This is a genomic window from Pseudomonas sp. W15Feb9B (genome assembly GCF_000828175.1).
Taxonomy (GTDB): Bacteria; Pseudomonadota; Gammaproteobacteria; order Pseudomonadales; family Pseudomonadaceae; genus Aquipseudomonas; species Aquipseudomonas parakoreensis.
The window spans coordinates 265,363-278,171 of record NZ_JTKF01000023.1; the positions used below are offsets into that span (position 1 = coordinate 265,363).

A 12,809-nucleotide genomic window follows, 5' to 3' on the forward strand; every position below is an offset into this window, starting at 1 on the left:
AAAACGCGTTCCCCTGTAGGAGCTGCGGCAGGCTGCGATCTCTTGATCTGGCTTATTTCGGCCCGAGAATTTTCGCCAGTTTCTCCGGCGAAGGCGCGCCTTGCTGCTGTTGCAGCTCACCCTTGTCATCCATATAGAAAATCGCCGGCGTCGCCTGGAGTTCCAGGTCTTCCATCAACTGCATGTTGGCGGCCAGTTTGGTCTGCACCGCTTTTGGAATGTCTTTCAAGGGCTTGAGGGTGCTGGCCTTGCCGGCCTTTTCGTGGTCTTCCAGGGCTTTGGCCGGATCTTTCGCGGCCAGCAGGGCGGCGGATTTGGCCGGGCTGTCTTCGCGGATGATCCCGACCATGATGTGCCGCAGTTGCACCTTGCCGGCCTTGACCCATGGCCGCGCCTGTTCCCAGAACATGTTGCAGTACGGGCAGTTCGGATCGCTGAACAGGTACACGGTACGTGGCGCATCCTTGTTGCCGTCCTGAATCCAGTTGCTGGCTTCGAACTTGCCCCAGATTTCCTTGGCCATCGGCGCGTAGACCAGTTTTTGCAGCGGTTCGCTGCTCAAGTCCTTGCCGTCGGCGTCGTACAGATTGCCGAGCAACACATGCTGGCCGTCCGGCGTCAGGTACAGCGCCATGCCACGGTTCTGGTACTGCGCCGCATAGCCGCGCAAGCCGTCCGGGGCGTCGAACTGGCCGACGATTTTTGCGCCCTTGGCTTCGATCTGCTTGATCGCGGCGGGCAATTCTTCGGCAGCCTGCACCGACGGCAGGTGCAGCAGGGCAGTGCCCAGGGTCAGCGTCAGCAGGTGGCGGAGGCGGGGCATGGCAGTTTCCTTGCAGAGGTGGCCGGTGCGGCGGTTGGATTCGGGGTGTCGAAATTTTCCAGGGCGCGGGCCAGGCTGGCGTTCGACAGTTCGCCCAGATGGCTGCTCAGCAAGCGGCCGTCAGGGCTATAGAACAGCGTAGTTGGCAGTGCCATGGAACCCACGGCCTGGCCGAGTCGGCCACTGCGGTCGAACAGCACGTTGTTCAGGCTCAGGCCCTGGGTTTCCAGGAAGGTGGCAACGCTTTGCATGCTTTCGGCCTGATTGACGAACAGAAAGGTCAGGTCCGGGCGTTGTTGTTGCGCATTTTCCAGCACCGGCATCTCGCGCCGGCACGGCGGGCACCAGGTTGCCCACAGGTTGATCACCAACGGGCCGCCCTGATAGTCGCTGAGCTGGATGGTCTCCCCGGCGGCGTTGCGCAGGGTGATGTCCGGCAGGCGCGTGCCTTGTTCGTAGATATTCAGTGACAGGGTCGCCAACAGCCAGAACACTACGCCACTGGCCACGCCAAAGCCCAGTGGCCGACGCAGCCCCGGGCGACGCCAGCCGCGATAGAGAGCGGCGAGCAGCAGCACGATCACCCCCGGCCAGGCGAGGAAACCGCCATCGCGCAGGTCGATGATCTGCCACGGATCGTTGCGATAGTGGCCCCAGTACAGGGTCACAAATGCCACGCGCGCCGCGAGCATGCCCAGCAGGAACAGGCTGAACAGCGCCGACTCGGGGTTATCGCCACCACGCTTGGCCACCCGCCAGCCGACAAAGGTCGCCAGCGCCAAGGCACTGATCAGCAACAGGTGGTTGAGCGCGATGGCAAAGGTGCCGAGGGTGAACGTCAGCATTTAATTGGCGTCTCGGGTGGTGGTCCAGTGTTGCAGGAACGTCTCGGCATCCACTTCGCCGGTAATGCGCTGGCTGCGCCGCTCTTCGCCGTCGGTGCCGATCCAGACAAAACTCGGTGGCCCCGGGACTTTGTAGCGGCCAAGCAGCTCGCGGCTGGCGGCATTGTCGGCAGTGACGTCGAGGCGCAGCAGGCGCACATCGCTGAGTGCCTGCATGACCTTGTCCTTGCCGAACACCTGTTTCTCCATGACCTTGCACGACACGCACCAGTCGGCGTAGTAATCGAGCAGCACCCATTGGCCCTGAGCCTTGGCGCTATCCAGTTCGCGCTGCAGGGCTGCCGGATCCTTGATCGTGGTGAACGCGTCATGCCCGCTCGGCGTGGTGCTGGCGCCCCGGCCAGCGCTGTACACCTGCAACGGTTGATACGGGTCGTCACTGCCGCCAGCGGCACCGATCAGCAACAGACTGCCCCACAGACCGAGCAGCAACGAACTGGCGCCGAACACCTGGGCGACGCGGCCGAAGCCTTCCGATTGCTTCCAGGCGCAGAACGCCGCGATCAGCAGCAGCGCGCCGCACAGGCCCAGCCACAGCGACGAGTCCAGCACCGGGCGCAACATCAGCAGCGCGGTCGCGAGGAACAGGAAACCGAAGATGCCTTTGAGCAGGTTCATCCACGCCCCCGGTTTGGGCAGGAAGCGGTTGCCGACGGTCACCAAAAGCAACAGCGGCACACCGATGCCGATGCCCAGCGCGAACAGGATCAAGCCACCGTGCAGCGCATTGCCGCTCTGCGCGATGTACAGCAAGGCGCCGGCCAGCGGTGCGGTCATGCACGGGCCGACCAGCAGACCGGACAACGCGCCGAGCACTCCGGCGCCGATCAGGCTGCCGCCGTTACGGCTGCGCGAAGCGTGTTCGAGGCGATCACGCAAGGCTACCGGCAATTGCAATTCGAAGAAGCCGAACATCGGCAGCGCCAACACCACGAAAATCGCCGCAAAGGCACCCAGCAGCCACGGATTTTGCAGCCACGCCTGCAGGTTGGCGCCGAGCAGCGCAGCGATCACCCCCATCGCGGCATACACCAGCGCCATGCAGATCACATAGCTGCTGGCCAGGGCGAAACCACGGCGTGGGGTGGCGCCGCTGCCGACAATCATGCCCGCCAGAATCGGCAGCATCGGCAATGAACACGGGGTAAACGCCAGCAGCAGGCCGAGGCCGAAGAACACCAGCAGGCTCCAGCCCAGCGCCCGTTGTTGCAGGCTGCTGGCCAAGGCTTGATCCGGCGCTTCAGCACTGGCCGTTGGTGTTGCTTTGCCGCCCAGGTCAATGACCCGGGTCTGCGGCGGATAACACAGGCCGGCATCGGCGCAGCCCTGATAGCTGACCTTGATCTGACCGCTGGCCGAGGCCGGGACTTTCACCTCCAGCCCTTGGCGATACACCGGTTGTTCACCGAAGAATTCGTCACTGTGCGACTCGCCCTCGGGCAACGTCGGCTGCTGCTCTGCCGACAAACCGTCGAATTTCAGGCGTTTCTGGTACAGGTAATAGCCGTCCGTGATCTGCCAGAACAGTTGGGTTTCCCCGGATTCCAGGCGTTCGGAGGTCAGCACGAAGGCTTTGTCGACCGGCAGAAATTCCGGTTTGGTCTCGAATGGATTGTTCCCGGCCTGGGCCAGGCTGGAGATCAGCAGTGCAAACAAAAGAAAAAAATGACGCATGGAGGAGCCTTGTCCCTGTGCAAGTCTGGTGCACAGTGGCGGGTGGCGATTAACCGATGATTAACCGCCCCGCACGATGTCGGATGGGCGACCCGACGCCGATTCACTGGTGCCTGCGAGTGGCTCAGTCCTTCAGCAGTCCCGGCCAGGTTGAGTCGGAGATTGTATACGGGCCAAATACTTTTTTCGCGCTCTGTTCATAACGCAGGTAGCGGTTGTCGTTCAGGAAAACATAAAAGTAAGTGTCGAAGGTCGGGTAGTCATTGGTGACGGCTGTCATCATTTGGCTTTTATATTCTTCCAGCGATGCCCAGGGCGAACCTTTAAGAGGTAGTAGTTCCAGGGTCTTTGAGTATATTTCGTAGATCAGATAGTTTCCGTCATTTAACAAGAACCAGTAACTCTCTCTTTGCGCAGTGCTTTCAGCCCACATGACGCCAACGATTTTGTCGTAGTAAGGCAATATTTTTTCCCACTTTGATTTTGCGATGGGGGTTTTCGAGAGTGCCTTGTCGGATTGTTGGCTGAACTCACAAACGGAGGGTGTTGTTCCTTCGTCGTAGAACAGCCAGAGCGTGTCGACGCCACCGTTCCAGTGGGTGGTCGTCGTGGTAAAGCCAAAGCGCAAGTCTGCAGCGGTCTTGTCGAAGCCTTCCCATTTGCCATCCACCGGCTTGGGGAAGCCGGAAAGTACTTTGTTATCCTCGAAGTCGAAACGGGAATAACTGTTTTTCTCCGGGAAGAAGAAATAAATGCGGTCGGGGCCGGTGCGCCAGTCAACGGCTACGAAGTTTTTTGTAATGCTCATTCATGGTTCCTTTAATAGGTTGATTTATGTTTTTAAAGTTTTGATTAGTTGTATGTAACTTGCGAAAGCGAGATTAGTTTTTAGTTGTGGGTTTGTATAGTTTGAAGGTGTTGAATTTCATGTCGGCTAGTTTGTTTTTATGTTGATTGAGCCTTGTTCTTGCGCAAGTTGTCTGTTGGCAGTTTTGAGTCCGGACCCGGCGAACAAACGAGTCGCTGCCGTGTTGGTTGTCGCCCTGCCATAATTGCGGCTTAATCCTGTTCTGTTCGACTTGCCTTTTATTTCAGGGAACCACCATGCACGTACTGGTTTGCGAAGACGATGAGTTGATCGCCAGTGGCATCGTCGCCGGCCTGACAGCCCAAGGCTTGACGGTCGAGCACGTCAATACCGCCTCGAAAGCACGGGCGATGCTCAAGGTCGCCGAATTCGACGTGATGGTGCTCGATCTTGGCCTGCCCGACGAAGATGGCCTCAAGTTGCTGCAACAACTGCGTCAACAGGGCCTGGAAATTCCGGTGCTGATCCTGACTGCGCGCGATTCGGTGACCGATCGGGTCGACGGCCTGCAAGCCGGGGCTGACGATTACCTGCTCAAACCCTTCGATCTGCGTGAATTGTTCGCGCGCCTGCAAACCCTGCTGCGCCGGGTCGCCGGGCGTAGCGTCAACCTGATTGAGCACGGTGCGCTGACCTACGATCCAAGCAGCCGCGAAACCACTCTGGCCGGGCAACCGGTGGATTTGTCGCGCCGCGAGCAATCGCTGTTGCAGGCGCTGTTGCACAACCGTGGCCGGGTGTTGTCCACCGAGCAGTTGAAGGACAGCGTCTACGGCTTCAATGATGAACTGGAGAGCAACGCCCTCAACGTGCATATCCACCACCTGCGCAGCAAACTCGGCAAGGGCATCGTCGAAACCGTGCGCGGTCTGGGTTATCGCCTTGGGCCGGCCGATGGTGGAGAACAACAGAAGTGATGAGCCTGCGTCTGCGCCTGAGTCTGACCCTCGGCGCCGCGTTTGCCCTGATCTGGGCCCTGGCCGCTGCCTGGATGCTCAGCGACTTGCGCAATCAGATGATGTTTTCCCTTGATCAGCGGTTGGTGGCTTCGGCGCGCATGGTCGCCGGGCTGCTGGAGCAACTGCCGGCGCTGCCGAGCAAGGGCGAGGGCACCCATTTCAGCGCCGAACAATTGAACATTCCCGGCGGCATGGCCTGTCAGGTCAGTTCGTTGCGCGGGGAGATTCTCGCGCGTAGTCACAGCAGTCCCGAGCAAACCCTGGAAGCAGAAAAAATGGGCTTCCATGACCAGATGATCGATGGCGCGCCGTGGCGCAGTTTTACCCTCGCGCGAGGCGACGTGCGGATCACCACGGCTGATCGGCAGATCGAACGCGAAGCGCTGAACATGTCGATCCTGCTGGCGGCCTCGGTGCCGGTCGGCGTGGCGTTGCTCGGTTGTCTGTGCCTGTTGTGGCTGGGCATCGGCCAGGGCCTGGCGCCGCTCAATCGCCTGCGCGAAGCCTTGATGCGGCGTAACGCCGATTCGCTGGAACCGTTGCAGTTGCAGTCGTTTCCCAGCGAACTGAAACCGTTGCTCGATACGCAGAACCAGCTGTTCCAGCGCATCGGCAAGACCATCGAGCGCGAGCGACGCCTGACCGGTGACGCCGCGCATGAACTGCGCAGCCCGCTGACCGCGATCAAGACCCACCTGCAAGTGGCGCGCATGACCGAAGGCAGTGCCCGCGATCAGTCGCTGGCGCGGGCCGAGGAGGGCGCCGACCGCATGCACCGCACGCTGGAGCAACTGCTGTTGCTGGCGCGGGTCGAGGGCAGTCTGTCGTTCGATGATGGCGTGCAGTGCAGCGCCGAGCAGGTGGCTAAACTGGCGATGCAGGATGCAGCGGGCGGTGAGCGTCAGCGCATCAAACTGCACTTGCCCAAGCAGCTCTCCAGTGCGCCGGTGCAAATGCCGGCGGTGCTGTCGATTGCCGCGTTGCGCAATCTGCTCGACAACGCCCTGCGCCATACCCCGGCGGATGCTGAGGTCGAGCTGAGTCTGGAAACGGTCGGCCAACGCGCCCGTTTTGTGGTGCGCGACCACGGCCCGGGGATTGCGGCGCAAGATCTGCAGCACCTGACCCAACGCTTCTGGCGCAACGGCCAGAGCACCGGCTGCGGCCTCGGCTTGGCCATCGTCCAGGCTATCGTCCAGCGCTGCGCCTGCACCCTGCATTTCGACAGCCGCGCGGATGGGCTGCGCGTTGAGCTGACCATGCCGCTACAGCCCCTCTGAAAACACTTCCCCCCTGTAGGAGCTGCCGCAGGCTGCGATCTTTTGATCTTGAAAAAATCAAAATCAAAAGATCGCAGCCTGCGGCAGCTCCTACAGGGGATTTGTGTTGGTCTACATCAAATGTAACTTCTCTCCATTAGTGATTCACAGCTCTCGACGCTAAGGTCGGGGCTGCTCTGACTCAATGGATTGAGGGAACGCGCCATGCAAGCACCGATCTGCATTCGTCCAGCGAAACCTGCCGACGCCGGCCTCATCAGTCGCATCATCGAGCGCTCGATTCGCGTCGGTTGTGCGCTGGAACACCGCAACGACCCGCAGCAGGTCAACCGCTGGATTGACCGGCAATCCGCCGACATCATCAGTGCGCGCCTTGCCGACTCGCATTGCTACCTGAACGTCGCCCTGCTACAGGACAAACCGGTGGGGGTCGGCATGGCCACAGCCAGCGGTGACATCGGCTTTTGCCATGTGCAGCCGGAATGGTTTCGCCGTGGCGCAGGACGTGCGCTGATGAGCGACCTGGAAGGCTGGCTGCGGATTCGTGGTGTGCCGCAGGCGTGCATCGCCAGCACCCGCAGTGGCGCGGCTTTTTATCGACATCTGGGCTATTGCGATTCGGCGCCACCCGCCAGCGATCAGGGCTTGCACCGCGTGACGCTGTACAAGCCGTTGGCATTGCCTGGCTGACAACTTGATCAAGGGTCTAAATCCTCGCCCCGCTTAAGCGTTTCCAGAACAGGAAAACCTGCATGTGCGCCCCGCGACCGGAACGCGCACCTGTGCGGTGTGCTGTTTTGGTCACTATCCATAGCGTATTGAGGGGTCGAGAGATGTCAGTCGCCACCAGCCTTATCGAAGAGTCGTCGGGGCGGATCACCGCCGCGCCGGCGGAAACCCTGTACCAGTTCAACGAATCGCCACTGTTGGCCCGGCAGAGCCAGCAGGAGTCCAATGCCCGCAGCTACCCGCGACGCATTCCGCTGGCCCTCAAACGCGCCAAGGGCTTGTACGTCGAGGATGTCGAAGGCCGTACGTTCATTGACTGCCTGGCTGGTGCCGGCACGCTGGCCTTGGGGCATAACCACCCGGTGGTGATCGAGGCGATCCAGCAAGTGCTCGCCGATGAGCTGCCGCTGCACACCCTCGACCTGACCACGCCAGTGAAGGATCAATTCGTCCAGGACCTGTTCGGCCTGCTACCGCCGGCATTGGCAGCCGAGGCGAAAATCCAGTTCTGCGGGCCGACCGGCACCGATGCGGTGGAAGCCGCGCTGAAACTGGTACGCACCGCCACCGGGCGCAGCACGGTACTGTCGTTCTCCGGCGGTTATCACGGCATGAGCCAGGGCGCCTTGAGCCTGATGGGCAGCCTGGGGCCGAAAAAGCCGCTGGGCGCCTTGCTCAGCAACGGTGTGCAATTCATGCCGTTTCCGTATGACTACCGTTGCCCGTTCGGTCTCGGCGGCGCAGCCGGGATCAAAGCCAACCTGAGTTATCTGGAAAACCTGCTCAACGATCCTGAAGCCGGCGTGCAGTTGCCAGCAGCGGTGATTGTCGAGGCGGTGCAGGGCGAAGGCGGGGTGATTCCGGCTGATGTCGAGTGGCTGCGCGGTTTGCGCCGGATTACCGAGAAGGCTGGCGTGGCGCTGATCGTCGATGAGATCCAGAGCGGTTTCGCCCGTACCGGCAAAATGTTTGCCTTCGAACACGCCGGTATCGTCCCCGACGTGGTGGTGTTGTCCAAAGCCATCGGCGGCAGCCTGCCATTGGCGGTGGTGGTTTATCGCGACTGGCTCGACACCTGGCAGCCGGGTGCCCACGCTGGCACGTTCCGTGGCAATCAGATGGCGATGGCCGCCGGTTCCGCGGTAATGCGTTATCTGCTTGAGCACAAGGTCTGCGAACACGCCGCCGCCATGGGCGAGCGCCTGGGCGAACACCTGCGCATCCTGCAACGCGACTTTCCGCAACTGGGCGACATTCGTGGTCGTGGCTTGATGCTCGGCGTCGAGCTGGTTGACCCGAACGGCGCGCCGGATGCTCTCGGTCACCCTCCCGCGTTCGCGCGTCTGGCACCGCTGGTGCAGCGCGAATGCCTCAAGCGCGGACTGATTCTCGAATTGGGCGGCCGGCATGGCGCGGTGGTGCGCTTCCTGCCGCCGCTGGTGATCACCGCCGCCGAAATCGACCGCGTCGCCGAGATCTTTGGCCGGGCCTTGGCCGCTGCCACTGGCGCTGAGTAAATTTTTCGCAGCGCCGGACGTTCTTTCTACATAACCGGCTGCACTCGGCTGCAGCCCACCCTCACAACGATTGGAGAACCAGCATGACGTCAGTATTCGACCGCGAGGACATCCTCTTTCAGGTCGTGGTCAACCACGAAGAGCAATACTCGATCTGGCCGGATTACAAAGCCGTGCCGCAAGGCTGGCGCACCGTGGGCAAGAGCGGCCTGAAGAAGGAATGCCTGGCCTACATCGAAGAGGTCTGGACCGACATGCGTCCGCTGAGCCTGCGCCAGAAGATGGAAGGGCAGATGGCTGCTCAGTAATCTGACAGGCAAAAACAAACCCGCTGGACTGGTGACAGTCAGCGGGTTTTTTCATGGCCTTCAAACGATCGCAGCCTGCGGCAGCTCCTGCAGGGTGTAAATATTCCCGTGTAGGAGCTGCCGCAGGCTGCGATCTTTTGATCTTAGGCCGAAGGCCCGCCGCTCAACCCCTTGAGCAACAAATCCACATTCCCCTCCAGCTCCGCCACCGGATCCGCTGCATCTGTACTCAACACCAGCAGATGACTCCCCGAGGCGGCAATTGCTGCTTTCACTGCCTCCGACGGCTGACGATGATGCAGCACCAGCGCCACATCGTTGTCCTTCAGCGTCGCCGTGAGTTGCTTCAGGTCCTGCGGCGTCCACTCGCTATCGGGTCGTGGATCCTCGCCGATCAGCTCCAGATTCAGGCTGCCGATCAGGTAACCGAAGTGATCGCTGAGGCTCATCACACTCAAGTTGTCGACCTCGGCCAGGCGCGCTTCGCTGTCGGCGCTGAGCTTGAGCAGGCGCTGTTTCAGCGCCGCCAGATTGGCCTCGATCTTCGGTTTGGCCGACGGCGCCAGGCGCACCAGATCCGCCGCGATCACGTCGGCCATGCGCCCCATGTTGTTGCTCGCCAGCCATGGCTGACTGTTCAAGCCATCGACCTTCAGCCCCGGCTGCACAGCGATCCCCGGCAGGGCGCCGTCCACCGGACGTGCTGCGTCGACCTCGACAATGCGAATGTTGCTGCGCCGTGCGATCGGGTACAGCGGATCATCCGCCCACAGCGAGCGCACGCCGATCACCGCGTCGGCATTGCTCGCCAGTTTGCCCAGCGCCGGTGCGCCGCGACCGGTGAAGTACGCAGTCTGACGGCTGCCCGGCAGATTGGCCGGGGCCGCGCGTTCCAGGCTGACGTCGGTGCCTTTGAGCAGCACTTCGCCGAGGCCGTAGGTGATGGGCAGCGAGGCCAGTACGCGTAGCGGTTGAGGGTTTTCAGCCGCCAGCAACGGGCTGCCGATCACGCCGCACAGGGCCATGGCCAGGGTCAGTTTTCGCAGTGAGAAAGTCATTTATCCAAGGTTCCCTTTCAGACTCGGGACAACCCCGCGCGCGATGGCGGCGAGGGCGAAGGCGATGCCGGCGACCAGAATGATCGCGGCGCCGGACGGGATCGGCAGATCGAAGACGATCGGCGCGAGGATCCCGAACAGCGTGCTGACGGTAGCAATCAGCACCGAGCACCAGAAGAAGCCCTTGAGCGACTGGCTGAGCAAGCGTGCTGCCGCCGCCGGAATGACCAGCAATGCGCCGACCAGAATCGCGCCGATGACCTTCACCGCCGCGACGGTGATCAGCGTCACCAGAATCACGAACAGGTAATCCAGAGTCTTCACCGCGACGCCGCGCACCGCCGCCAGTTGCGGGTTGAAGCTGGCGAGCATGATCCGGTTGTACAAAGGCAGTGCCAAAGCCATGACCAGCGAGCCGACGATGGCCAGCACCAGCAGGTCATTGCCATTGACGGTGAGCACCGAACCGAACAGCACGTTCTCCAGAATGTGCACGTTGATCTTGCCGGCCAGAATCAACAGCAGGCTCGCGCCGAGGGCCAGCGACACCGAGAGGAACACACCGATCAGGGTGTCCGGCGCCAGACCGGTGCGGTTGCGCAGGTAATTGAGCAGGATGCCGAACAGCAGGCAGTAACCGAACAGGCTGCCGTACGGCCCGGTGTAGGGTTCGCCGAGCAGAATGCCGATGGCCACGCCGGTCAGCGCCGCGTGGCCGACCGCTTCGGAGAAAAACGCAAAGCGCTTGACCACCACCAGCGTGCCGAGGCCACCGAGCACCGGGCCGATCAACAGGCCGGCAAGCAGCGCGTTGACCACAAAGCCGTAGGCCAGCGCTTCCGGCAGGTAACCGGACGACGCCCAGCCCTGAACCATCAAACGAATAGCTTCGTAGCTCATCAGACTGCGCTCCGTGGATGGGTGGAAAACAGACTGAGCAGACGTTCCGGGGTCAGCGCCTGTTGCGGCGTGGCGTCGAACAGCACGCGGCGGTTGAGACCGGTGACTCGGTCGGCCAGACGCTTTACCGCTTCCAGATCGTGCTCGATCCACAGCACGGTGATGCCGGTCGCGCGCCAGTCGCCGAGCAGGCGTTCGAAGACCTGAATTCCGGCTTCGTCGAGCGCCGACATTGGCTCATCCAGCACCAGCAATTGCGGGGCCGGGATCAAGCCTTGAGCGAGCAACACACGCTGGCGTTCGCCACCGGACAGCGCGCCCATGCGCCGCTTGCGTTTGTCCTGCATGCCGACCCGTTCCAGCGCCTCGCCGATGGCGTTGGCGTAGTGCTTGCTCAAACCGAGAAAGGCCGGCCGGCGCTGACACATGGCGGCCATGAAGTCGTCGACGGTCATCGGCAGGCCACGTTCGAACTCCAGGGCCTGCGGCACGTAACCGATGGTCCCGGGTTGACCGGGCCAGTGCAGGCTCAGTTGACCTTGGTGCGGCATCTGCCCGAGCAGGGTTTTGATCAGCGAGCTCTTGCCACCGCCGTTGGGGCCGACCAGGGCGTGCACGTGGCCGGGTTGGACCTGAAAGGTGACGTTGTCGAGGATTGTCGTGCGCCCGAGCGTCAGGCTGACTTGTGCGAAATCCAGTGTCGGCCCCAATCCTTGTGGGAGCGAGCCTGCTCGCGAATGCGGTAGTTCATTCAATAATGATGCTGACTGACCGGACGCTTTCGCGAGCAAGCCCGCTCCCACAGGGGATGGTGGGGTGTCAGAGAGGGTTTCTTTTGCTGTCATGCCCCGGACTCCTGAATCGCCCGCACCACGGTGTCGAGGTTGCCGGTCATTTCCTTTTCGTACTTGTCGGCGCTGTATTCGCCGTAGGAAATGTGCGACAGCGGGTACAGCTTCACCCCGGACTCACGCTGGATGGTTTCGACGTAGGTCGAAGGGAAATCCATCTCCGAGAAGATCACCTTCACATCGAGCTCGCGCAGTTGGTCGATGGTCTTTTTCAACTGGCTCGGGCTCGGTTCGATGCCATGGGCCGGTTCGACCACGGCCGTCACTTCCAGACCGAATTCGCGCAGCAGATAGTCATAAGCCGCATGCACTGTGGCCACGCGCAGTTCGGCGTTCGGTGCCTCGGTCAGTTTGGCCAAGGCATCGGCGCGCATCTGCCGCAGGCGTTTGCCGTAGGCGCGGGCGTTCTGGGTATAGGTCTTGGCGTTGTCCGGATCGAGCTTGCCCAGCTCGCGGGCAATATTGTTGACCTGAGCAATCGAGGCGCTGATCGACAGGAAGGTGTGCGGGTTGACCACTTTGCCGGCGCCGCGCGCCGCGGTACCGGTGGCCGCCAGCAGCGGCACGTTTTCGTTGGCTTCGATGGTCTTGATGTTTGGCGTTTCGCTGGCGGCGATCATGCGGTCGGCGAAGTCGTCATGACCGACCCCGTTGAGCACGATCACATCCAACCCGCTGATGCGCTTGATGTCTTCCGCGCGTGGCTCGTAGGCGTGCGGGTTGAAACCGGCGGGAATCAGCGGCACCACCTCGGCCTTGGCGCCGACGATATTCGCCACATAGCTGTAATACGGGTGCAGGGTGATGCCGATGCGCAGGCGTTTACCCGGATCGGCGCTGGCCAGCGGGCTCAGCAGGCACGCGCACAGGCCTAAGAGCAAGGTGCGCAGGAGGGGACGGCGAGTCAGTGAAATAAGCATGGGCAAGCGGTCTTCTC

Annotated in this window: 13 protein-coding genes; 5 read left to right on the top strand and 8 right to left on the bottom strand. The window is 61.7% G+C overall.

The features are described from left to right. Positions 1-52 precede the first annotated feature (52 nt). The 4 genes from dsbG to OC71_RS13280 form a co-directional block, all read right to left on the bottom strand. A complete protein-coding gene (gene dsbG / locus OC71_RS13265; protein WP_041069700.1) occupies positions 53-823 on the bottom strand; it encodes a thiol:disulfide interchange protein DsbG in 771 nt (256 codons plus the stop codon). Continuing rightward, on the bottom strand, positions 799-1,668 hold the full coding sequence (locus tag OC71_RS13270) for a TlpA disulfide reductase family protein (protein ID WP_041069703.1): 870 nt from the start codon (positions 1,666-1,668) through the stop codon (positions 799-801). Before OC71_RS13270 ends, dsbG begins: the two co-directional genes overlap by 25 nt. After that, positions 1,669-3,402 carry a protein-disulfide reductase DsbD gene (gene dsbD, locus OC71_RS13275; protein ID WP_041069706.1) on the bottom strand — a complete coding sequence of 578 codons (1,734 nt, stop codon included), beginning with the start codon at positions 3,400-3,402 and terminating at the stop codon, positions 1,669-1,671. It abuts the gene before it with no gap. A gap of 124 nt (positions 3,403-3,526) precedes the next feature. Beyond that, positions 3,527-4,210, bottom strand: a complete 684-nt coding sequence (locus OC71_RS13280) for a hypothetical protein (protein WP_041069709.1) — start codon at positions 4,208-4,210, stop codon at positions 3,527-3,529. A gap of 296 nt (positions 4,211-4,506) precedes the next feature. Here OC71_RS13280 and OC71_RS13285 point away from each other — a divergent pair, with 296 nt between their 5' ends. From OC71_RS13285 to OC71_RS13305, 5 genes are all read left to right on the top strand, one after another. Beyond that, positions 4,507-5,187, top strand: a complete 681-nt coding sequence (locus tag OC71_RS13285) for a response regulator (protein ID WP_007969056.1) — start codon at positions 4,507-4,509, stop codon at positions 5,185-5,187. After that, a complete protein-coding gene (locus OC71_RS13290) occupies positions 5,187-6,509 on the top strand; it encodes an ATP-binding protein (RefSeq protein ID WP_041069713.1) in 1,323 nt (440 codons plus the stop codon). The genes OC71_RS13285 and OC71_RS13290 overlap by 1 nt, the downstream gene beginning before the upstream one ends. A 204-nt stretch (positions 6,510-6,713) precedes the next feature. Then, positions 6,714-7,199, top strand: coding sequence for a GNAT family N-acetyltransferase (locus OC71_RS13295; RefSeq protein ID WP_041069716.1), 486 nt, complete (start codon positions 6,714-6,716; stop codon positions 7,197-7,199). A 143-nt stretch (positions 7,200-7,342) separates the two neighbouring features. Next, positions 7,343-8,755: an aspartate aminotransferase family protein gene (locus tag OC71_RS13300; protein ID WP_041069719.1), complete on the top strand. Its 1,413-nt coding sequence runs from the start codon at positions 7,343-7,345 to the stop codon at positions 8,753-8,755. A gap of 83 nt (positions 8,756-8,838) precedes the next feature. Beyond that, a complete protein-coding gene (locus tag OC71_RS13305) occupies positions 8,839-9,063 on the top strand; it encodes an MbtH family protein (protein WP_041069721.1) in 225 nt (74 codons plus the stop codon). Between the two features lie 143 nt (positions 9,064-9,206). Here the strand turns inward: OC71_RS13305 and OC71_RS13310 are convergent, their stop codons facing one another. From OC71_RS13310 to OC71_RS13325, 4 genes are read right to left on the bottom strand one after another with little or no spacing between them, the layout of a single operon-like run. Next, complete coding sequence (locus tag OC71_RS13310; RefSeq protein WP_041069724.1) at positions 9,207-10,121, bottom strand: metal ABC transporter solute-binding protein, Zn/Mn family; 915 nt, start codon at positions 10,119-10,121, stop codon at positions 9,207-9,209. After that, the gene (locus OC71_RS13315; protein WP_041069727.1) at positions 10,122-11,021 is read right to left on the bottom strand and encodes a metal ABC transporter permease; all 900 of its coding nucleotides are present in this window, start codon (positions 11,019-11,021) and stop codon (positions 10,122-10,124) included. Then, positions 11,021-11,866: a metal ABC transporter ATP-binding protein gene (locus OC71_RS13320; protein ID WP_041069730.1), complete on the bottom strand. Its 846-nt coding sequence runs from the start codon at positions 11,864-11,866 to the stop codon at positions 11,021-11,023. The genes OC71_RS13315 and OC71_RS13320 overlap by 1 nt, the downstream gene beginning before the upstream one ends. Beyond that, the gene (locus OC71_RS13325; protein WP_041069733.1) at positions 11,863-12,792 is read right to left on the bottom strand and encodes a metal ABC transporter solute-binding protein, Zn/Mn family; all 930 of its coding nucleotides are present in this window, start codon (positions 12,790-12,792) and stop codon (positions 11,863-11,865) included. The genes OC71_RS13320 and OC71_RS13325 overlap by 4 nt, the downstream gene beginning before the upstream one ends. Positions 12,793-12,809 lie beyond the last annotated feature (17 nt).

Coding starts and splice junctions, on each gene's coding strand:
- dsbG (WP_041069700.1), bottom strand. CDS start 823: ATGCCCCGCCTCCGCCACCTGCTGACGCTGACCCTGGGCACTGCCCTG.
- OC71_RS13270 (WP_041069703.1), bottom strand. CDS start 1,668: ATGCTGACGTTCACCCTCGGCACCTTTGCCATCGCGCTCAACCACCTG.
- dsbD (WP_041069706.1), bottom strand. CDS start 3,402: ATGCGTCATTTTTTTCTTTTGTTTGCACTGCTGATCTCCAGCCTGGCC.
- OC71_RS13280 (WP_041069709.1), bottom strand. CDS start 4,210: ATGAGCATTACAAAAAACTTCGTAGCCGTTGACTGGCGCACCGGCCCC.
- OC71_RS13285 (WP_007969056.1), top strand. CDS start 4,507: ATGCACGTACTGGTTTGCGAAGACGATGAGTTGATCGCCAGTGGCATC.
- OC71_RS13290 (WP_041069713.1), top strand. CDS start 5,187: ATGAGCCTGCGTCTGCGCCTGAGTCTGACCCTCGGCGCCGCGTTTGCC.
- OC71_RS13295 (WP_041069716.1), top strand. CDS start 6,714: ATGCAAGCACCGATCTGCATTCGTCCAGCGAAACCTGCCGACGCCGGC.
- OC71_RS13300 (WP_041069719.1), top strand. CDS start 7,343: ATGTCAGTCGCCACCAGCCTTATCGAAGAGTCGTCGGGGCGGATCACC.
- OC71_RS13305 (WP_041069721.1), top strand. CDS start 8,839: ATGACGTCAGTATTCGACCGCGAGGACATCCTCTTTCAGGTCGTGGTC.
- OC71_RS13310 (WP_041069724.1), bottom strand. CDS start 10,121: ATGACTTTCTCACTGCGAAAACTGACCCTGGCCATGGCCCTGTGCGGC.
- OC71_RS13315 (WP_041069727.1), bottom strand. CDS start 11,021: ATGAGCTACGAAGCTATTCGTTTGATGGTTCAGGGCTGGGCGTCGTCC.
- OC71_RS13320 (WP_041069730.1), bottom strand. CDS start 11,866: ATGACAGCAAAAGAAACCCTCTCTGACACCCCACCATCCCCTGTGGGA.
- OC71_RS13325 (WP_041069733.1), bottom strand. CDS start 12,792: ATGCTTATTTCACTGACTCGCCGTCCCCTCCTGCGCACCTTGCTCTTA.